Origin of the sequence: Streptococcus mitis (assembly GCF_003942695.1) — a bacterium.
GTDB classification, from domain to species: domain Bacteria; phylum Bacillota; class Bacilli; order Lactobacillales; family Streptococcaceae; genus Streptococcus; species Streptococcus mitis_BD.
Genome location: NZ_RJNU01000016.1, coordinates 1 through 18,947 on the forward strand (window position 1 = coordinate 1; position 18,947 = coordinate 18,947).

24 protein-coding genes are annotated in these 18,947 nt (G+C 34.2%); all 24 read left to right on the plus strand.

Annotation, left to right across the window (positions count from 1 at the left end; all coding sequences use genetic code 11):
- Nucleotides 1-1,646: FtsK/SpoIIIE domain-containing protein (locus D8852_RS09350; protein ID WP_125833884.1), on the plus strand; the 1,646-nt coding region annotated here is incomplete at its 5' end.
- Between the two features lie 263 nt (nucleotides 1,647-1,909).
- A complete protein-coding gene (locus D8852_RS09355; RefSeq protein WP_125833886.1) occupies nucleotides 1,910-3,127 on the plus strand; it encodes a replication initiation factor domain-containing protein in 1,218 nt (405 codons plus the stop codon).
- Nucleotides 3,096-3,350, plus strand: a complete 255-nt coding sequence (locus D8852_RS09360; protein WP_125833888.1) for a hypothetical protein — start codon at nucleotides 3,096-3,098, stop codon at nucleotides 3,348-3,350. Before D8852_RS09355 ends, D8852_RS09360 begins: the two co-directional genes overlap by 32 nt.
- 12 nt (nucleotides 3,351-3,362) lie before the next feature.
- Nucleotides 3,363-3,527: a hypothetical protein gene (locus D8852_RS10060; protein WP_185755610.1), complete on the plus strand. Its 165-nt coding sequence runs from the start codon at nucleotides 3,363-3,365 to the stop codon at nucleotides 3,525-3,527.
- Nucleotides 3,528-3,600: 73 nt separating this feature from the next.
- Nucleotides 3,601-3,933: a hypothetical protein gene (locus D8852_RS09365; protein WP_125833890.1), complete on the plus strand. Its 333-nt coding sequence runs from the start codon at nucleotides 3,601-3,603 to the stop codon at nucleotides 3,931-3,933.
- Nucleotides 3,934-4,087: 154 nt separating this feature from the next.
- Nucleotides 4,088-5,152 carry a DNA cytosine methyltransferase gene (locus tag D8852_RS09370; RefSeq protein WP_125833922.1) on the plus strand — a complete coding sequence of 355 codons (1,065 nt, stop codon included), beginning with the start codon at nucleotides 4,088-4,090 and terminating at the stop codon, nucleotides 5,150-5,152.
- A 125-nt stretch (nucleotides 5,153-5,277) separates the two neighbouring features.
- On the plus strand, nucleotides 5,278-5,550 hold the full coding sequence (locus tag D8852_RS09375; protein WP_125833892.1) for a hypothetical protein: 273 nt from the start codon (nucleotides 5,278-5,280) through the stop codon (nucleotides 5,548-5,550).
- Nucleotides 5,551-5,606: 56 nt separating this feature from the next.
- On the plus strand, nucleotides 5,607-5,975 hold the full coding sequence (locus D8852_RS09380; RefSeq protein WP_125833894.1) for a hypothetical protein: 369 nt from the start codon (nucleotides 5,607-5,609) through the stop codon (nucleotides 5,973-5,975).
- A gap of 19 nt (nucleotides 5,976-5,994) precedes the next feature.
- Nucleotides 5,995-6,207: a hypothetical protein gene (locus tag D8852_RS09385; protein ID WP_125833896.1), complete on the plus strand. Its 213-nt coding sequence runs from the start codon at nucleotides 5,995-5,997 to the stop codon at nucleotides 6,205-6,207.
- 16 nt (nucleotides 6,208-6,223) lie between these two features.
- Nucleotides 6,224-6,703: an antirestriction protein ArdA gene (locus tag D8852_RS09390; RefSeq protein ID WP_125833898.1), complete on the plus strand. Its 480-nt coding sequence runs from the start codon at nucleotides 6,224-6,226 to the stop codon at nucleotides 6,701-6,703.
- A 27-nt stretch (nucleotides 6,704-6,730) separates the two neighbouring features.
- Nucleotides 6,731-7,207, plus strand: coding sequence for an antirestriction protein ArdA (locus D8852_RS09395; protein WP_125833900.1), 477 nt, complete (start codon nucleotides 6,731-6,733; stop codon nucleotides 7,205-7,207).
- Nucleotides 7,208-7,251: 44 nt separating this feature from the next.
- Nucleotides 7,252-7,725, plus strand: a complete 474-nt coding sequence (locus tag D8852_RS09400) for an antirestriction protein ArdA (RefSeq protein WP_125833902.1) — start codon at nucleotides 7,252-7,254, stop codon at nucleotides 7,723-7,725.
- Nucleotides 7,722-8,195 carry a hypothetical protein gene (locus D8852_RS09405; RefSeq protein WP_125833904.1) on the plus strand — a complete coding sequence of 158 codons (474 nt, stop codon included), beginning with the start codon at nucleotides 7,722-7,724 and terminating at the stop codon, nucleotides 8,193-8,195. The genes D8852_RS09400 and D8852_RS09405 overlap by 4 nt, the downstream gene beginning before the upstream one ends.
- A 25-nt stretch (nucleotides 8,196-8,220) precedes the next feature.
- Nucleotides 8,221-9,156, plus strand: a complete 936-nt coding sequence (locus tag D8852_RS09410; RefSeq protein WP_125833906.1) for a conjugal transfer protein — start codon at nucleotides 8,221-8,223, stop codon at nucleotides 9,154-9,156.
- 5 nt (nucleotides 9,157-9,161) lie between these two features.
- Nucleotides 9,162-9,380 carry a TcpD family membrane protein gene (locus D8852_RS09415; RefSeq protein ID WP_125833908.1) on the plus strand — a complete coding sequence of 73 codons (219 nt, stop codon included), beginning with the start codon at nucleotides 9,162-9,164 and terminating at the stop codon, nucleotides 9,378-9,380.
- 9 nt (nucleotides 9,381-9,389) lie between these two features.
- Nucleotides 9,390-9,782, plus strand: a complete 393-nt coding sequence (locus D8852_RS09420) for a TcpE family conjugal transfer membrane protein (RefSeq protein WP_000439933.1) — start codon at nucleotides 9,390-9,392, stop codon at nucleotides 9,780-9,782.
- Nucleotides 9,766-12,270: an ATP-binding protein gene (locus D8852_RS09425; RefSeq protein ID WP_125833910.1), complete on the plus strand. Its 2,505-nt coding sequence runs from the start codon at nucleotides 9,766-9,768 to the stop codon at nucleotides 12,268-12,270. Before D8852_RS09420 ends, D8852_RS09425 begins: the two co-directional genes overlap by 17 nt.
- Nucleotides 12,271-12,280: 10 nt before the next feature.
- Nucleotides 12,281-14,341, plus strand: a complete 2,061-nt coding sequence (locus D8852_RS09430) for a hypothetical protein (protein WP_125833912.1) — start codon at nucleotides 12,281-12,283, stop codon at nucleotides 14,339-14,341.
- A complete protein-coding gene (locus tag D8852_RS09435) occupies nucleotides 14,341-15,441 on the plus strand; it encodes a phage tail tip lysozyme (protein ID WP_125833914.1) in 1,101 nt (366 codons plus the stop codon). Before D8852_RS09430 ends, D8852_RS09435 begins: the two co-directional genes overlap by 1 nt.
- 19 nt (nucleotides 15,442-15,460) lie before the next feature.
- Nucleotides 15,461-16,285, plus strand: a complete 825-nt coding sequence (locus D8852_RS09440; RefSeq protein ID WP_185755611.1) for an LPXTG cell wall anchor domain-containing protein — start codon at nucleotides 15,461-15,463, stop codon at nucleotides 16,283-16,285.
- A gap of 83 nt (nucleotides 16,286-16,368) precedes the next feature.
- Nucleotides 16,369-16,680 (plus strand): hypothetical protein, encoded by a 312-nt coding sequence (locus tag D8852_RS09445; RefSeq protein ID WP_125833918.1) that lies wholly within the window; start codon nucleotides 16,369-16,371, stop codon nucleotides 16,678-16,680.
- Nucleotides 16,681-16,717: 37 nt separating this feature from the next.
- Nucleotides 16,718-17,287, plus strand: a complete 570-nt coding sequence (locus tag D8852_RS09450; protein WP_260467104.1) for a hypothetical protein — start codon at nucleotides 16,718-16,720, stop codon at nucleotides 17,285-17,287.
- 159 nt (nucleotides 17,288-17,446) lie between these two features.
- Nucleotides 17,447-17,674 carry a hypothetical protein gene (locus D8852_RS09455; protein WP_004244165.1) on the plus strand — a complete coding sequence of 76 codons (228 nt, stop codon included), beginning with the start codon at nucleotides 17,447-17,449 and terminating at the stop codon, nucleotides 17,672-17,674.
- A 65-nt stretch (nucleotides 17,675-17,739) separates the two neighbouring features.
- On the plus strand, nucleotides 17,740-18,873 hold the full coding sequence (locus tag D8852_RS09460) for a tyrosine-type recombinase/integrase (protein WP_125833920.1): 1,134 nt from the start codon (nucleotides 17,740-17,742) through the stop codon (nucleotides 18,871-18,873).
- Nucleotides 18,874-18,947 lie beyond the last annotated feature (74 nt).

Below are 18,947 nucleotides of genomic sequence, written 5' to 3' on the forward strand. Positions count from 1 at the left end.
GTCCTATATTAGCTTTTTTCGTCTATTCAAATTTTGAGAAAATCAAGAATGTAGATATTTTTTCTATTGTTATATCAGTAGTTATGCTGATGTTGATAATTGGTTTAAGTGTTTATTTGACTTGGTTATCACAAGAAAGAGTATTCTTCTTTCAAAAGATAGAAAGACTTGCTAAACTAGCTTTCTTTCTTAAAGAGAATGGATATACATATACAAAAAAAGTTAAAACTGAATCAGGAACAGTCGATAAGGTTACATTTCCAACGGTTTATTTGAAACAGAATCGTTATGATTTGGAAGTTGCCTTTAAAATGGCTGGAAACAAGTTTCAGGATAAGTTTAAGAAGATTGGTAGTGATTTAGAAACTACTTTCTTCATGGACTTTATGGAAGTTCAGGACGATATTAAGTTTAAGACTTATAAGATGGCTTATTCTGCTTTTTTGAATCGAATTAAGGTAACTGATGTGGAGTATTCTGATAAGGGTATTCAACTGATGAAAAATCTGTATTGGAATCCTATTGATGATCCTCATTTACTTGTTTGTGGTGGTACTGGTGGTGGTAAAACGGTATTACTAAGAACGTTGATTCGTGCTATGGCTAAAGTTGGGGTGACGGATATTTGTGATCCAAAACAAGCAGACTTTGTGACTATGGTAGAACAGAAAGCTTTTGAAGGTCGTATTTCTTATCAGGTCAATGATATTGTTGAAATGATTGAAAGAGCTGTTGGTATCATGTTTGCTCGTTATGCTTATATGCGACAAAAACGTGAAGAAAATGGCGATAAGGATTTACGTAAATTTTATGAGTATGGTCTTGAACCTTATTTCTTGGTTTGCGATGAATACAATGCTTTGTGTGCTATGCTTGATTTTCAAACTAGACAGCGCTTGGATAATGCTATGGGCCAATTCTTACTACTTGGAAGGCAAGCTGGCTGCTTTGCAGTTATAGCTATGCAGAAGCCTTCAAGAGAAGATTTAGGCTCAAAACTACAAGCGAATATCAATTTTAGAATTTCTGTTGGTCGATTGGACGAGGTCGGCTATGACTTAGCCTTTGGGGAAGTCAATAGAAATAAGGAATTTAAGTATGTGAAATATCTTGGTGGTAAACGAGTATATGGTCGTGGATATGCTAGCGTATATGGAGAAGTCGCAAGAGAATTTTATTCACCTTTGTTAGAAAAGGGATTCTCCTTTACTGATGAATATGAGAAGATTGAACGACGAGAAAATCCTTTCAATCCTTTGGAAAATCCGAAAGCTGAATTATCAGAAGAAGAAAAAGAAAATCTTCAAGCTGAAATGGAAGCACAAGAGGAATTGCAAAAAGGGGAAGTTAAAAAGGCTAGTCCTGAATTGATCCAGGAGTTGATGTCTAGTAAACAAAAAGAAAGTGGAAATGATTTAGTAAGAACGTTTGCGTTTTCTAAAGAAATTGGTGTGTCTGCTGGTTCAATGAAGAATTTGGTAGATAAGTTAGATGGTATTTTGAAATTTGAAAAGGAAGATAATGTAGTGTACCTGAATGAGATTCAAAGAATTATCATAAAGGATTTGTTTGAATTGAAACAGAATACAAGTCAAAATTGGAGTGAGATTTTGGAAGATTTTCCTTTTGATGAATATGGTTTTTAGTTAGTTGTGAGGGGATTTCCCCCTCTTTTTTTGGTTACTGTGCTAGTTGGTGCAATCCAGCTTGCTAGTAGCTAGTAGCAGGAGCGAGGAAGCGAGTGCGACGAGCGACTGCGTGTACTAGCGTGTACTAGCAGGCTGGATTGTGCGAATTAACCCCCTATGACTAATAGGGGGGTAGAAGATGTGCGTAGAAGCATAAAGCCTTGATAATACTGACTTTTTGGCTTCAAAAAATGCAACACTATTGAAAAGTAAGGAGAGATATGGAATTTGAGAATCTAAACAAGGTACAAAAGATGTACGCTTTTTCAGATCAAGAAATGTCTAACTATTTAGAAATAGATAGAGCAACATTGTATAGATGGAAAGAAGCTGGTGAGATTCCTGAGTCTTATGACTCGAAAGTGAATGCGTTGATAGCTTTTAAGGAAGGTGTGCGAGATAGTGGATTTTTCTTGGAAGGAAAAGTTGACTATGTGAAGGTTACGTTTAAAACACAAGATTATGTAGAGGTGATAGCTAAAGTATTGTGTCTTCAAAATAAGCCATTTCTTGAAGAAGAAAAGGGTGGTTCAGGATATGATACAAAATTTACATTTCAGAATATCAATGTTTTCATTTCAAAGAAAAGGGAAGATATGGGCTGTATGATTGAGTTAAAAGGTCAAGCATGCAGACAGTATGAGTGGTATTTTGAGAATGAGCAGAAGACAAGCTGGAGAGATTTCTTTATTCGCTGTTTTGAGTATGAGCGTACTATTTCACAGGGTGAAGGGAAATTCATGAATATTCCTCGGCTTGATATAGCGCTAGATGAAAAGTATAACGAAAATGGCAATTTTGAACTTGGTAAGATAGTTGACCTTTGGGATAGTGGTTTGGTTGAAAGTCGATTGACAATGAAGCAGATTGAAGATAATGGTCAATATGGAAAAGCAAAAACGATTTACTTTGGCTCTCGTCAGTCTGCTTATCATTTCTGTTTTTATCAGAAAGATATTGAGCAGGCAAAGAAGCTAGGTCTTGATATAGATTTGATTCATTCGTCATTGAAATTCAAAAATCGTTATGAGGTGAGAATGTGTGATGATGTCGCTTTGGACTTTGTTATAAAGTCATTGAATGAAAAAATTGATATGGCTAGACTTGCTGTTTGGGTTATTAACAGTAAGATAAAAGTTTTTGAAAGATTGAATGGAGATAAGATTCTGAATCGTGAGTGGTATTCACTTCTAGGTGAAGTTGATAGAATTGGTTTTTCAACCTCACCTGTAGAAACTGGTTTCTTTGACAAACAGTATAGATGGCTGAATGAAAATGTTTCAGGTGTAACTGCTTTGATAAAAAAGTGGGAGAGTATTACTGGCGATAACAAACTAAAGAAGATTCTTTTTGATGGAGAAATAAGTGATAAAAATTGGAAAAAATTGGAGCAAGCGAGGGTAGCTTATGAGAAAAATCTACAAGAAAGTAGGTACTGATTCTGTAGTAGTTAATAACAGTAACTTGGTATGTTCAACTGATCGTGGGCTAAAATCAATTAGTTATTACTTACCTTCATTTGAAGGAAATGAAAATTTGACTGTGATTCCTATAGAATCTGAAAGAGTGTTTTTGCCTTATTTTAGAGATTATGTGATTGACTGGACAAGGATTCCTGATGAAGTGAATGCGATTCTTGATATTAAGAAGAAGGCAGAATGAGAGGGTAAGTATATGAAAAATGGGGAGAAAAAGCCTGTTGGTAGTTTGTTGACTAGAAAAATACTTGAAGATATAAAAGCTAAAAAGATTGATTTTATTGCTGATTTAATTATTGCAGGATTTATATTTTATATTATTCGTAGTATTCTTACTGGTTTGGGGTCTGTTATTGAATAGATTAAGTTTACTTCTAGTTTTATAGAAAATGTTAGGTGTTAATAAGTGATGTTTTTAAAGTAGAGGTCTAGCTATGAGTAAGAAAAAAATTACTGATGAAAAATTGAGAAAGTTAGTTTTTTTAATTCCTGCAAGGTATTTCTATGATGGAGTTGTGACAAGTGATAAAGCTAGAAATTATCAAGATTACATAGATATTCAATGCCAAACCTATAGAAAGACTAAAAGTCGTAAAGACTGGCAAGAGGTAAAAAGGCTTACTAAAGAGTATGAGGAGTTTTTAGCCAATGAAGTAGATATTAAGCGAAAATTATTGTTATTTGGGTTGATGAAACGTGATCAGAAAGAAAGACAGAATATGTATTTGTTGCTGGTTAAGAGGTATCATTTAGAAAGATGGGTTTAGAATATGGAAAAGAATATTTGTAGAAGATGTGGTTGTAAGTGGAATACAGCCTGTGTTGATGAAAAGTATGGTCCTTGCTGGTGGATAGATAAAAATAAAACGCTATGTAGTCACTGTTTTTATGGATTTAATGATGAAAGAAATTAAAAATAATATGAAATTTTTAGATTTATTCGCAGGAATTGGTGGCTTTCGTTTTGGAATGGAAAACGCTGGGCATGAATGTATAGGCTTTTGTGAAAAAGACAAATTTGCTAGAGCTAGTTATAAAGCTATACACAATACGAAAGGAGAAATTGAATTACATGATATCACAACAGTATCAGATGACACTATTCGAAGAATCGGACGTGTGGACGTTATCTGTGGAGGATTTCCGTGCCAAGCTTTCTCTATTGCAGGAGCAAGGAGAGGGTTTGAAGATACAAGAGGAACTCTCTTCTTTGAAATCGCAAGGTTCGCATCTATTCTCAAACCTAGATATCTATTCCTTGAAAACGTCAAGGGACTACTTAACCACGACAGAGGAAATACCTTTGAGGTCATCCTCTCAGCGTTGGATGAACTGGGGTACAACGTGGAATGGCAAGTGCTTAACAGCAAGAATTTTGGAGTCCCCCAGAATAGAGAGCGAGTGTTCATTATCGGACATCTTAGAGGAGAACGTACCAGAAGAGTTTTTCCTCTCTCAAAAAGTAGCCAGCAAGCTAATTCAATCAAAAAACAGTACAGCAATACAATTACAACTAGGTATGGAAACTCACAAGGCGCAGGGGCGTACATTGTTGAAAGTGAATCGCAGAAAGTGAGGTCTACTACAACAAATAAAGAGGAGGGTGTAAAAATCATTCAACGTGGCCATGGTTATAATAAAGGCGGAGAGCATGACATTGCTCCTACTTTAACTAGGAATAGCTATCAAGAGAATAACCTGGTCAAAGTTGTAGACTTTTACAACAAAATCACAAAAGATGAGGTTGGAACATTAACATCAAGTGGGGGAGGTAGTACAGTTCGAACTGGAAGTTTTGGAATAACCGATGGCTATAGTATTCGCAAGCTAACACCTAGAGAATGCTGGAGGTTACAAGGTTTTCCTGATTGGGCATTTGATAAAGCTCAAGAAGTCAATAGCAATTCTCAGCTATATAAGCAAGCAGGAAATAGCGTAACTGTGAGTGTCATTGCTGCTATCGCAAAAAGAGTTGGGATGAACTGAAACGTTTGAATACAGAAGATTGGTTGTTTGGGAGAGAATAGATGAAAGTTAAGAAGCGTTCTCCTTCTTTTTGTTAAGGACAAGTTATAAAAAAAAATAGAAAAATGAATGAAGAGGTAATTGAAATGGCATTACAAGGAAAAGATAAACAAGTTATTGAATTGTCGAATGAAGTTGCTAAAAATTTGAAATCAAAAGAATTTGATTTAGCTTGGAAGCATGCTGGTGAATTAAGTTCACTTCTTAAAAATGATGAAGAATTACAACTACCGTATCAAGTTATTGAGTGTATCAAACGTGATTTGAGTAGTTACTATGATATGAACAAGCAATTGAACAAGGTAACAACTCGTGCCTTTGCGATTGGTAGTAGTTTTGAGCGTTCAGCTTCAATTTAGTTAAAATGGTGAAGGAAGTCAAGAATGACTTCCTTTTTTGTTTGGAAGGAGAAATAATGAGTATTAAAGTTATTTATGATAGCTATTCTGATGTTTGTAAAGATTATGCTTATGGGAAAAAGTTGCTTGATGAACCTGAAAAGATTATTGATCGTTTAAATGAACATTTTGACGGTGTGGAGTTTGGTCAATTTGATGGTTGCAATCCTGACAATGTGTATATCAATTCTTTTATAGAAGTTGATATACAGGAAGCATTGATTGATTTTGCTGGTATTTTGAATCATGGAGAATATGAACAGTTAGTCAATGAAGATCGTTTGTCTGCTTATGTAGAAGAACATGAAGAAGAAATTGCTAGTCGTCTAGGTGATTCTTATGTCTTTTTAGGTCATGAGGGCGATAGCTGGTACTTTTTGCAATAAAGAGTGGTCGGTGTTGAATATGGCTTCAAGAGTGTTGATTAAGAATCCAAAGAATGGAAGGCAGGCTTGGTTTAGTTTGCCCTTATATTTTGGAAAGTTATCTCAAATTGGTTTGACTGGCTCTTATGATGAACAGATTGAAATTGTTGATTATGAGGGTTCAGGATTTATTGGTTATGGTCTATTTAGTGTTGCTGACTTGGAACAGTTAAATAAACAGGTAGAAGGTTAGTAAAGGAAGGTGAAAGATGGAATTAACAGCTTTGATTATGGATAATCGGTCAAAGAAGGCGAAACAATTTTCTTTGCCTGTTGCTCCTGAAAAAATCGCTTCTGAATTTGGATATGATAAAGAGGATATACTCTTTACGATTCAATCTATTGAAGAATTACCTAAACTGAAGGTAGAAGGTGCTACGTTATCAGATGTAAATAAACTTGCTAAAAATTTAGAGTTTGTTTACGAAGAAAAGGTCTTAACGTATATTGAATTGGGAAATACTGACCTATCAGATTTATTGAATTTTGCTTTTTTGGATTGTGCATTATATCCTGAAATTCATAACGATCTTCAGTTAGGAATGTATTTAGTTAAGGAAAATGGTTTTAATTTAGCCTTGTTTCTAAAATATTTGGACTATGAAAAATATGGTCATGATGTTCGTTTAGAAGAAGGTGGTAGCTTTACTGATAGAGGTTATTTTTTACCTAAAGCAGATAGGCTTTAAGAATCATAGGAAGGAGAAAACAAAAAAATGGATTTAATGGCTTTGGTTGTTTATAAAGGAATCGCTCGTCGTGTCCTGCTTCCAATTTCTAGTGAAGAATTAGCTGAACGCTTTGGCTATGAAGGTCAAGAAATTGAGGTTACGTTTGATTCGATTGAATCTTTACCTACTTTGAATTGCGAAGATTTAACTTTAGATTTAGCGAATAGGCTTGCTGAAAAATTGGAAGATGTAGAAGATTTTGTTGTTTTATCAGTTATTGAAACAGAATCTTCTGATCCTTCATACTTAGTTAGCTATGATTTTGATGGTTGCTGGGTATATCGTGGAATTTCAACGGATAGAGATTTTGGTAAATTACTTATTGAGGAAGTTGGTGTAGAACTATCTAAGGAAAAGTTACTTTATTATTTCGACTATGAAAAGTATGGACGTGATGTTCGCCTTTCACAACGTGGGATTTTTGTTGATAAAGGTTGCTTTATAAAAAGAGGTTTTAATTGATTTAAATGATAGCAAAAAAAAATAAGGGTTTGTAAGGAGAAGAAATGGAATTAACAGCTTTAATCATGGATAAGCGGTCAAAGAAAGTAAAACAATTTTCTTTGCCTGTTGATGTGGAATATGTCGCTTCTGAATTTGGATATGATAGAGAAGATGTTACTTTTACTATTCAGTTTATTGAAGAATTGCCTGCTTTGAATTGTGAAGGTTTAACCTTGCATTTAGCGAATGAACTTGCTGAAAATTTGGAAAATGTAGATGAGGATATTGTTCTATCTTTTATTGAATCAGATAGTTCTGATCCATCATATTTAGCAAGTGTAGATTTTGATGATTGTAACTTATATCCTGATATTTCTACGGATAAAGAGTTAGGTGAATATCTTGTAGAGGAAGTTGGTGTAGAACTTTCTAAGGAAAAACTGATTCTTTATATTGACTATGAAAAATTTGGTCGTGATGTTCGTTTGGAAGAAGGTGGTAGCTTTGTAGATAAAGGTTACTTTGTATCGAGATGATAGCGAATATAAGAGTTTTGAGAGAAGGAAATTTTGAATTTCTCTGTGAACTGGATATCATGAAATTTACTCAAGAGCAGATTCTTGAAAGAATGAATGAAAGAGGGATTGATAAAGGTAACTTTCTTATTTGTGGTATTACAGATTGGGAAGTTGATAAAATCATGTCGCTTGAAGAGGTTTATTTACTGAAAAAAGCTGTACTGGAATTGTATGATGGTGACGAATTCATTGTGAAATTTCAATTACAGCGTTATGTTCCTGTAACTCAAATTGCGACTACATATTATAGATTCTGTTCTAAAGATGAAGTTAAGACAATGGTTGAGTTGACAAAAGAGTTAGATTATGAATCAGTTATCAATTACTTTTTTAGATGTGGAAGCTGGGTGACGGTATTTCAGGGATTCATAGATCAGGGAGAAGTTTTAAATACTCCTGCTGGATTTTATAGAAAGGTTGTTCTTTAAATTTTAAAAAAAGGAAGGAAATATATTGAGAAATTTTGAGTTGAAGAAACCACGAAAAGAAAAACAAAAGCAAGTCAAAATGAAGAAGGTAAGTCAAAAGAGATCGAATCAGATTTTTTTATTTGGCTTAGCTTTTTTTCTTTTTCTGTGTGGTTTAACAATGTTTATTTCAATCAAAAGTGCTGTTAAGGTAAATGAAAGATTATCGAATACAGCAGTTGTTGAAACAAAAAAAGAAACTGATCGTAAGCTGGAACAGTTTTTAGATGGATATGTAGCAAGATATTTTACCTATAATTCACAAGCTGGCTCGTCTGATGATGATGTTTCAAAACTGAATAACTATTATGGTAGTGTTCCTGATGTCAAGAATCAAGGTCAGTTGAAACAAGAAATGTCAGTAGTTAGTGCAAGAATGCTGACAGCGAAAGATGGTGTGGCTGTTTATCGTGTTATTTATGATACGAAAAAAGATGATAAAAGCCAACGTGTAGGGATTGAATTTTCAATTCCTTACGGTGAGAAAGATGGTAAATATTATGTGGCTGGTTTGCCTTGGTTCTCTCCTGTGAGCGATTTTAAGGCTGATGGAGTAGATAAGGATAGTATGGTATCTTTGATTGCTAAAGATGATTTGGAAGAGGGAAAACGCAATAAATTGATTTCTTTCTTGGAACTATTCTTTAAGAATTACACGACAAGTCAAGCAAACCTAGACTTGATTTCAAAAGATATTAAGTCTATTGGTGGTGCAACTTTCAAGAGTTTAGATTATACCTACTTTAAAGAAAAAGATGGTAAGATTCTTGCTTATGCGCAAGTAACCTTTGAAGTTGCTGGTACAACTCATAGTGAGAACTTTAGCTTTGAATTACGAGAAGATAAAGATAGCTTTTTCGTAGAGAAAATGGATCATACAATTCCATTAGATTATAACAAGAAAGATGATGAAGGAGAATAATATAAATGGCATTATTTCAATTTTTAGTACAAAAACTTGGTTTACCTGTTTTGGCTTACTTTGCGATTACAAAAGGTTTGGAAGCATGGAAGGATCAAAAAATTGGTAAGTTGATTGTGATTGGTTTGGTTGGTGGATTCCTGTACTACTTCATGGAAAGTCCTGAAACAGTTTTGAAAGCTACAGCACCAATTTGGAAGTATTTATCAACGCTCTTTAACTAAGGAGATTAGATGGAAAGAAAAGACAAAAAGTTATATGTCTATACGACAGCATTTAGACAGCCTGTATGGGTTCATAAATTGAATGATGATTACAGTTTGCCTTTTGCTGTTAAGATGTCAGCGATTGTCTATTGCCTAGTGATTTTAGTCATTGTGTGGTTTTTGCTAGGCTTTATTCCTTCCTTGGATTGGGGTTGGCGATTTATGGGTTCTTTATTTGCTGGTTGGCGATTTGGGAATCTGTTAGCTGATTATAAGTTAGATGGCAAAACTCTATTTCGATTCATTTATGAATATTTGATTTTTTGGAAGGAATACGATAGTCAAAGAAAGGAAATATATATTTGTAAAGGTATTAAACATGAGAAAGTGAGAATGATTAAGCGTGGAATTAACGAATAATATTTGGTCAATCGCTGATGGTTTGATTCTGCTGAAAGATGGAACGGTTTTGTCCGTATTTGAAGTTGAATCACAAATTGTCAATACGATTGAAGATAATAAGAAAGAGACAAGCAAAGATTTAGTTTATAATTGTTTGGCTAGTCTGCATGAGTACAATGATGTAAGTATTCATAGCTTACATATTGATTTGGAACTAGCTAAGAAGATTTCTTTATTGTCGCAAGATATTGAACAAGGTCAAGGGACAAGCCCTTTAGGAAACTATGTGATTTCGACAATGAAGTCACGTTTGGAAGAAGAAGTAAGCTATCTTTTTGAGTATAAGCATTATATTGTAGTTCCTTTGAAGTCAGTTAATGTGACTTCTGACTTTAAGCTAACGATTGAGCAGACGATTGCAACCTATCGTAAAAATGTGTTGAAGATGGCTGGTCTTGAAGAATTACCAAAAATTGATTGGTGGAAAACATGGCAGAATCAGAAAGATATGGTTCAGACTAAACTTCATATTTTGAATGTGAAGGAAGTTGCGAAAGCAGACTTAGAATTGCTGAATCGGCTTCATTTTCTTGGTGGTCAATACTATGATAAAGAAAGTGAGTTGATTGCACTTGAAAATTCTATTGAGAATGTAGATGAAACGATTATTGAGGTAGTGGACGGAAACGCTTTGAAGTTGACCAATGGTCAGGAAACAAGCTATGTGGCGACAATACCTGTTGTTTCTTATCCTAAAAATGTGTCTTATCTTCATCTGCAAGAAGAACTTCAAAATCTTGAATTTCCTGTAGATAGTGTGTATAAGATTCGATTTTCTACTCAAAAAGGTTTCTTCTCTTTATTTTCAAGGGCAAGAAACAAGCGTAAGAATCTTGGAAATACGGTAGAGGAAACAGCAGAAAATGATGATGTTCAAAAGATTGAAGTCTTGGAAAGCCATCAGTTGCTAGAAGATTTTCAGGAGAAACATGATAACAAAGAATTGATGATTACCTATCTTCATACCTTGACGATTACAGCAGACAGTTTAGAAGAACTGAATCTCAAATTTGATATTCTGTTTGCACGTTTAAAAGAGTTGGAAGTAGAAGTTGTCAAGGCTGTTGCAGATCGAATCTATCTATTCTATAAGAGTAGGTTGACAGAAATTCTTGATAATGGAAGGGAATCTTTTCTTCAATATGGAAGCCTGCGTGGATTGTGTGAGAATCTGATGTTTACGACGAAAAAGGTTGGAACAGAAATTGGTTTTCCTATTGGTCGAGTGGATAACGAGATTTCCTCATGGTATGGTGATTTTCAAAAGGCTCTTGATTCAAGTACCAATATTGTGTTTTCAAACTTGTTACAAGCTAATAAGGTTGGTATAAAGGGGAAAGAAACAAGCAATCCACATACAGCTATAACTGGTTCTACAGGGAATGGGAAGTCATTCTTGACTAAATTACTATTTACTTATCATTCATTATTGAAAACAAAAGTTTTGTATATTGATCCAAAAGCAGAAATGAAAAGACAATATCAAGCTGTGCTTTCAAAATTAGAAGCAGAAGGTAAATTTGAGGAATTGCAGGACTATATTAAGTCGATCAACTTTGTTACTTTGGATATGAAAGATAAGAAGAATCAAGGTGTACTTGATCCATTCTCATTCTTACAAGATGAAGCAGAATTGACTGAGTTAGCGACTGTACTTGTTGGTTCTGTATTGGATAAAGATACCTATATCAAGGTTCAACCTTATCTGCTAGATTCGATTGATAAAGTGCTTGAACGTAGAAAAGCTGGTGAGAAAGTCGGTATGTTACAAGTCTTTGATGAATTGGAGAAAAATTCAAAAGAAGAAGTTGAGACTGCTGGATATTTCCTTAAACGGATTTCAAGAAATTCTTTGTTGTCACTTTGTTTTTCTGATGGTAGTCAAAATGTTCTGAAGGTTGATAATAAAATTACAATCGTTGAAATTACAGGTTTGGATATGCCAAAAGGAACTGATAAAGATGAAATGACTGAAACACAATTACGTAGTCTGACAGTTATGTATTCTTTGACCTACTTCTGTGCGATTTTTGGTGAACGTGAAAAAGATAAGGAAACAATGTTATTCCTTGATGAAGCATGGCAGATTATGTCAACTCCTGCTGGACGACAAGTAGTGAATCGCATTAAGCGTACTGGACGATCATTCAATAATTTCCTAGTGCTGGTTACTCAGTCTGTAAAAGACTTGAAAACAAGTGAAGATGGAACTGGTTTTGGTACGGTATTTGCTTTTCCTGAAAACTCTGAAACAGGGGCTATCTTGGAACACCTACGAGTAGAAGATGATGATTTGTCACGTGCTTGGCTTGAAAATCAAACAATGGGGCAATGTATCTATTATGATACTTTTGGTCGTAAGGAACGAATTACAGTAGATGGTACAATATATCCTGAATTGATGGAGTTGTTTGAAACAGTAGAAACAGAATTGGTTGCAGTTTAAAGGGGGAAATATGAAAAAAAATATTTTACTAGTGTTGCTTTTACCTATTTTCCTCTTTCCTTCTCTTGTAAAAGCTGTAGATTTAGATCCAAAAATTGGTTATCCATATTTGCCTAGCAATAATTTCAATATTATTGAATTTGATAAAAGTACCAAAAAGCCTGTTATTCGTGATTCATCTGAAAATGCAAAGGAATTGTTAGAAAGTGCTAAGAAGTCCTTGGAAGCAAAGGAAGCATTGAAGAAAGCAGAAGAAGAAAAGGGCAAATTGACTTATAAAAACTATAAGTCTAAAATGTCTGATCTCACAAGTAAAGCATACTTTGACAAAAAGTTTTTTGGATTTGATACCAATGTCAACTACTTTTTTAATTCGCTAGTTCAGGCTGTGTTTTGGGTTGGAAAACTGGTTTTCTATGTGATTGCAGAATTGTATAGCGCTGTTGAATCAATGAGTGATGTTTCTTCATTATTGAATGAAGCTGTAAAGAACTCTAGTAAGGTATTTTCTTCCTTGTTTAGTCAAGAAATAATCTATATGGTTGGTGCTAGTATGGCAGTCTATCTATTATATATATTTGCGACTGGAAAAGGAAGTTTCTTCAAAACATTGATAAAAATGTTGTTGATTTATACTTGTATTGGAGTTTACTTTATTCAATTTCCTGTTAATGGTCAAAATAAGTATCTGTTGACTCATGTATATGATGCTTTCAGAACAACTACAATAACTCTGAATGGTGAAATTACGAAAACTTTAACTGGCGAAAGTAAAGATGGAGTAGAAACATACTTTTCAGAAACCTTGTTGAAGGGTTATAAGTATATGAACTCTCCTGTGAATGATAAAGGGGAGTTTGTACTTTCTGAAAAAGAATTTGAAGATTTAGCTGGCTATAAGCAAGGTGACGGAGATCATTTAGTTGGTGAGAAGAAAATCAAGGATATTGCAAAAGATAAAGATCCTGAAAATAAAATGTTGAAGAATGAGTGGGGCTTGAAATTCATGTATGCCTTCGCTTCTGATGTCGATATTACAGTGATGGGAACGATTTATCTATTGCTTGGATTGTCACGTTTCTTCTTCTTAATTGTATTTATTTTATTGATTGTATTGTTGCCATTTATACTTCTGTTAAGTCTGTTTCCTAAGATGGAACACTTGCTGATAGGTTTTAATAAAAAAGCTATTTCAATGCTTGCTTTATCATCTATCATGCTTTTAGCAACTACATTATTTTCTTTCTTTTATAATACATTGACTAGTTTTGTTTCTACTGCTGTTGGTGGAGATTTGTTGGTGACGGTATTTTTAAAAGCATTGTTATTGTTTTTGATGTGGAAATATAGACACTCACTTCTAACAGCATTTTCAAGAGTTACGAATAGTCCTGTTGGTAAGATTGGTAGAGAAATCAGCAATTCTCAAGCAGTCAAAAACTTGAAAGAAAGAATTGCTGGTACTGGAAAACTTGGTTTGAAATCAGGTAAAGACGGTTTGAAAGTTGGTGGTCAGTTTGCTAAAGGTGGCTTGAAGTTGGGTAAAGATAAGTTGAGTGAAAACCTCAAAACTTTACGAAAAGAAAGTCCGTTGGTAGATAAGGTTGCTGAAAAAGGAGAAGCGGTTAAAAATCGAATGGATTCGATTAGAGAACGTAAGAATAGTTCAGTCAATGCTTTCAAAGAAAAAGGGAATAAGGCTTTATCTAAACTCTATGGAGTACGAGCCAATGCCTTTAGAGAAGATAGTGCTGATAGGAAAGTTTTAGATAAGAAGAAAAGAGATAGAGATAATCAAGCAGTGAAATATGGTAGTCAGAAAAACGCTTCTCGTGAAGCAGTTCGGCGTTTGAAAGAAGAACGAGCAAGAAAACGAGAACAACGTTTTAAAGAAGAACAGCAACGCTCTGCAAAACAGAAAATGCAGACTACAAAGACTACCAATCCGAGGGCAGTTGGTAGAAGAAAATCAGATGTTAAGAGTGCTAGAGATGATATGAAGGGTTCTAAACAATATAGAGGTAAGAAAGAAAAGAGGTTGAAAGCAAAAAGAAGAAGGGTTGATATTTAATGGGTAAAAAAATAGCTAAACAATTAGGCTTACTGATTGGAAGTCTTTTACCTATTCTCCTAGTGATCATCTTAGTGATTGCAAGTGTTATTGGGATTGTTTCTGCTGGTGGTTCGTCAGGTAGTACGACTGGAAAGAGAACAAGACTAACAGCGCAAGAAGTGGCTCAAAAAGCTAATATATCTGTCGAACGTGCAGAAGATGTGATTAAGATTTTAAACTGGCAACTTTCTAAAGAGAAATTCACTTTAGAGGGTTCTAGTGGTTCTCTTGCTGTTGCTGAAAGAGAAAGTGACTTTGATCCAAAGCTAACGAATCCGTCAGGTGGAGTTGCTGGATATTTTCAATGGTCAGGCTGGGACGGAAACACTATCAATGGTGATAGATGGGCGAATGCAAGTTCACGTACTTTAGATAGTACGGTGGAACTAGAATTGATGTCCTATGAATTGAATCATGGCTATAAGAAAGTCAAGGACTATATGCAGAAGGCGACTGATCCTTTTGAAAGTGCTAAGTATTGGTCTGAGCATTATGAAGGTGTATTGCTTTCAGACGGTCAGACTAAACTAGAGAAGCTGGAAAAGGACAGTAAGAAATGGTATGAAGTCTTTAAGGGAACGATTGAATCTGATGGATCAAGTGGAAATGCAATAGCTGGTAGTTTAGATATTCCTGCTGGTCAAGTAGCTATGGAGATACCTAGTGGCTATTCGATTGATAAGGAAATTACTAAAGAAGGCTATATCACTCAATCTTATCCTTATGGAGAATGTACGTGGTATGTTTTCAATCGTGCCAAAGAATTTGGAATACAGTTTGATCCATATATGGGAAATGGGCAAGATTGGGCGCATAAGTCAGGTTATGAAGTAACGAATACACCTACGAAGCATTCAGCAGTTAGTTTTCAAGGAACGCAAGCTGGTGGTCACCGTCTTTATGGTCATGTCGCATTTGTGGAAGATGTGAAAGATGATGGTTCAATCTTGATTTCAGAATGTAATTTTGTTCAAAGTGGACAAGGTACTGGAATCACAGATTATCGTGTATTTAGTGCTGAAGAAGCGAAAAATTTTTATTATGTTATTGGAAAATAAAGAAAAAGAGGAAAAAGAAATGAATAAGAAATTTGTAACATTGTTGTCTGTAGCTGTATTGAGCGCAGTTACTAGTGGAGTATATGCTGATGAAATTAGTTTGGGTGGAAATGCTCCAATTTCATCAGATAATGCAGGGTTAGTGGTTTCTGAAAAACCAATAGAATCATCTGTTGAGAAACCAGCGCCAAAAGTAACAGAAAATTTGGATTTAGGTGGAAGTGTTGATAAAACACAAGATAAAGATAATACAGGGGTTGTTGTAGAGCCTACAACTCCGTCAGAAAAACCTAAGGAAGAAAAGCCAAAAGAAGATAAGCCTTCTGAAAATCTTGGAAAAAATTCCGAGAAAGAGCAGGAAAAGGATAATACAGGAGTTGTTGTAGAGCCTACAACTCCATCAGAAAAACCTAAGGCAGAAAAACCGAAAGAAGAAACGCCAAAAGAAGATAAGAAGCCTACTGTAGAAGATACTCCTGAAGTTAAGGAAGCGAAACAGAAGGCAGAAGAAAATGTTGGTGTAAAGGAAACAGACGAACCTAAACCATTGAATGTTACCAAAGAAGAAATCAAAGAGCAACCTATTGAAACAAATACAGGTCATACAGTTGTATCTACGAATCAAGGTAAAGTAGTAGTAGAAACAGAAGAAGGTGATTATCAAGAAAAAGAACCTTATGAAATTGGCGCTGTGAAACAAAAGGACGGTACAATCGCTTTGAAAGACAAAGAAGGGCAGTTAAAAGTTCTTCCGAATACTGGGACAGCAAGTACAATCTTTGCGACAATTTGGGGATTTGTAGGTTTGGTTGCGACAATTTGGGGTAGACGTAAATTGAATTAAGGGAGATAGTATGAAAGTAAGTTTACTAAATAATTAAGGTAGGGGTAACCTTACCTTTTTTTTGCTGTTTTAAGGAGTAGAAAATGGATCAAGTAGAATTGTTGAAAATGTATGCTGTAAGATTAGCTCAGAGATTGGGAGAGAATCAAAAGTGTTTGGAATTTACAGCTAGTCGTGATACTGGTTATGGGATTGAAACTATGTTAGTTGAGGTTAGAAGGAATAATCAGTATGTTCGTGTTGTTTATCATTATGAGGGTTGTCATGCCAACCAAAAATTACCAAAAAGACATTATGCTAGTGTGTCAGTTATAGAAGAATGTTCATTTGATTTTACGAGGGGAGAAGCCTATACTTATTTTCCTGATATAGAAAAATTATTAGAACAGTTATAACATAATTGAAAATATGATAAGATAGAAAGGAGAAAAAATGATTGAGGGGTATTCATTTATGGATTGGGTTACATTTGGTGGAGTTTTGACAACGATAGCTTCGTTAGTAGGTATTGCGATTAAGTTAGCACGAGATAATAGTGGTCTTAAAGCTGAAATGAAGGCATTGTCAAAAGAACGTGAAATGGAACATGATAGTTTATCTAGTGAGCATAGGAACTTATCTAAAGAACATGATGCTTTGTCTAAAGAGCATGCTTCTATCAAAAAAGATACAGAATATATTTCTGATGAAATGAAATATGAAAAAATGGCTAGGGAAAATCTGTATAAAAACAGTACAAGGGCTAAAGAAATCTTGGAAACAATGGATTTTATGAAAGAAGTTGTGTTGCAGAATTCAAGATTGCATGATGAAGTAACAAGATTGACAGTAGCGAATCAAGAAATATCTAAGCCTAAGCAAAATAATGAACTAGATAAAGTGTTACGTATTTTAGGAAGGATAGAAGGGCAGTTAGCTTCACTTGAGGGTTATCGAAGTACAGAAGAAGTACAAGTAGTTTTGAAACGTGTTGAAAGTGAATTGTCGGAATTGAGTAACTAACATAAAAAGAATGGCAAGTCAGGAATGGCTTGCTGTTTTTTGTCGTTTTATGGAGAAAAAAGTGAACATAAAGAAACCAGGATAGGATATAAAATTCGTATTTTAGGTCAAAAGGTTCAACCAGGTATTCAAAATTTGTTCGGAAATAGGAGAATAAAAATGGAAAAATCATATAATAATTATCCTGATATTTGTGTATCAAAGAAGGATTTAAAAGCAAATTATTTCCCTTCGATTAGTATTAAAACAATTGAAAGGAGATTAGACGAAAGTCAAAAGACGAAAGAATTTAAAGATATATCTTTTAGGACAGGACAAAAAGTATTGATTAATGTGAGAGGATTTTATCTATTTCTTCTGCATAGAGAGAGAGTTAGATATATTTGATTGGGAAAAAATGATATACTATAGTTATTGACTAGAGATATACTCATTTTTAAAAGGAGTATAAAATGTTTTTTAGAGAATTGGAGAATGGAAAATATAGATATTATGAAAAATATTTTGATTTAGAAGAGAATAAGTGGAAACAAGTTTCTATAACTTTAACTTCTAAGACAAGGCAAGCTCAGAAACAGGCAAGAATCTTGCTGGATGAGAAAATAGAAAAAAAGAGGGAGAACATAGAAAAAGAGAAAACAGAAGTAAGGAAAATAACAGTTAAGGAAGCCTATGAAGAATATTTAAAAATTCGAAAATCTGAGCTGAAGAGGAGTACTTTTAAGTCTCAGAAATACACTATTATTGGTGAGATCAGGAAATTGGAAGATTATTTACTGATGAATGTGACAAGTCGAATAGTTCAGAATATATTGTTAGAATTGCCATGCTCTGCAGAACATAGGAAAAATAAGAAAGTTTTATTAAACTTGTTTTTTAAGTATTGCTTAAATGTTGGTTATATAAGTGAGAATCCTATTGATAATGTTGTTTTGCCAAAAAGGAAGAAGAATTTAAAAAAAGTCAGGAAGAAACAGAATAAGTATCTTACTAGAGCAGAAGTAGTTCAGTATCTTAATTTTTTAGAAAAAGAAGAAAAGAATCAACGAGTACGTTTGATTGTTGAATTTATGTATTTGACTGGATTACGTTTTGGAGAAGTTTTGGCTTTGACTCTTGAGGATATTGATTTTGGAAATAAAACACTAGAAGTTAAGCATACATTGCATACGAGCGGAAGTAAAGCAGAAATATTCCTAGATAGTCCAAAAAGTTTAGCTTCTTATAGAGTCATTGGTATTAGCGATAGAGTGTTAGAGATCATAGAAGAATATCTTTTCATTGAAAAAGAAGGGCGATTTATATTTACGAAAAATGGGAATCCTTTTATGATTTTTTCTTTTAATGATTTTTTGAAGAGAAGTTTTAAAAGAAGTGGAATTCAAAAAGAAGAGGATTTTGTATTGACTACTCATGTTTTTAGGCATTCACATATTAGTTTACTTGCAGAATTGGAAGTTCCAATCAAGGCGATTATGGAACGAGTAGGTCATACGAACGAGAAAATGACTTTGGGAGTTTATACTCATGTTACGGAGCAGATGAAGTTTAATATAACTGAAAAATTGGATAAATTGGACTTGTAAAAGCTAACCAAAAAGTAACCAAGAAATGTCTAAAAATGTCTAAAATAGTCCATAATCTTTGGAATAAGAATGTA

Excerpts from the sequence above, each read along its gene's own strand:
- D8852_RS09355 (WP_125833886.1), top strand. The coding sequence starts at position 1,910 with ATGGAATTTGAGAATCTAAACAAGGTACAAAAGATGTACGCTTTTTCA.
- D8852_RS09360 (WP_125833888.1), top strand. The coding sequence starts at position 3,096 with ATGAGAAAAATCTACAAGAAAGTAGGTACTGATTCTGTAGTAGTTAAT.
- D8852_RS10060 (WP_185755610.1), top strand. The coding sequence starts at position 3,363 with ATGAAAAATGGGGAGAAAAAGCCTGTTGGTAGTTTGTTGACTAGAAAA.
- D8852_RS09365 (WP_125833890.1), top strand. The coding sequence starts at position 3,601 with ATGAGTAAGAAAAAAATTACTGATGAAAAATTGAGAAAGTTAGTTTTT.
- D8852_RS09370 (WP_125833922.1), top strand. The coding sequence starts at position 4,088 with ATGAAATTTTTAGATTTATTCGCAGGAATTGGTGGCTTTCGTTTTGGA.
- D8852_RS09375 (WP_125833892.1), top strand. The coding sequence starts at position 5,278 with ATGGCATTACAAGGAAAAGATAAACAAGTTATTGAATTGTCGAATGAA.
- D8852_RS09380 (WP_125833894.1), top strand. The coding sequence starts at position 5,607 with ATGAGTATTAAAGTTATTTATGATAGCTATTCTGATGTTTGTAAAGAT.
- D8852_RS09385 (WP_125833896.1), top strand. The coding sequence starts at position 5,995 with ATGGCTTCAAGAGTGTTGATTAAGAATCCAAAGAATGGAAGGCAGGCT.
- D8852_RS09390 (WP_125833898.1), top strand. The coding sequence starts at position 6,224 with ATGGAATTAACAGCTTTGATTATGGATAATCGGTCAAAGAAGGCGAAA.
- D8852_RS09395 (WP_125833900.1), top strand. The coding sequence starts at position 6,731 with ATGGATTTAATGGCTTTGGTTGTTTATAAAGGAATCGCTCGTCGTGTC.
- D8852_RS09400 (WP_125833902.1), top strand. The coding sequence starts at position 7,252 with ATGGAATTAACAGCTTTAATCATGGATAAGCGGTCAAAGAAAGTAAAA.
- D8852_RS09405 (WP_125833904.1), top strand. The coding sequence starts at position 7,722 with ATGATAGCGAATATAAGAGTTTTGAGAGAAGGAAATTTTGAATTTCTC.
- D8852_RS09415 (WP_125833908.1), top strand. The coding sequence starts at position 9,162 with ATGGCATTATTTCAATTTTTAGTACAAAAACTTGGTTTACCTGTTTTG.
- D8852_RS09420 (WP_000439933.1), top strand. The coding sequence starts at position 9,390 with ATGGAAAGAAAAGACAAAAAGTTATATGTCTATACGACAGCATTTAGA.
- D8852_RS09430 (WP_125833912.1), top strand. The coding sequence starts at position 12,281 with ATGAAAAAAAATATTTTACTAGTGTTGCTTTTACCTATTTTCCTCTTT.
- D8852_RS09435 (WP_125833914.1), top strand. The coding sequence starts at position 14,341 with ATGGGTAAAAAAATAGCTAAACAATTAGGCTTACTGATTGGAAGTCTT.
- D8852_RS09440 (WP_185755611.1), top strand. The coding sequence starts at position 15,461 with ATGAATAAGAAATTTGTAACATTGTTGTCTGTAGCTGTATTGAGCGCA.
- D8852_RS09445 (WP_125833918.1), top strand. The coding sequence starts at position 16,369 with ATGGATCAAGTAGAATTGTTGAAAATGTATGCTGTAAGATTAGCTCAG.
- D8852_RS09450 (WP_260467104.1), top strand. The coding sequence starts at position 16,718 with ATGATTGAGGGGTATTCATTTATGGATTGGGTTACATTTGGTGGAGTT.
- D8852_RS09455 (WP_004244165.1), top strand. The coding sequence starts at position 17,447 with ATGGAAAAATCATATAATAATTATCCTGATATTTGTGTATCAAAGAAG.
- D8852_RS09460 (WP_125833920.1), top strand. The coding sequence starts at position 17,740 with ATGTTTTTTAGAGAATTGGAGAATGGAAAATATAGATATTATGAAAAA.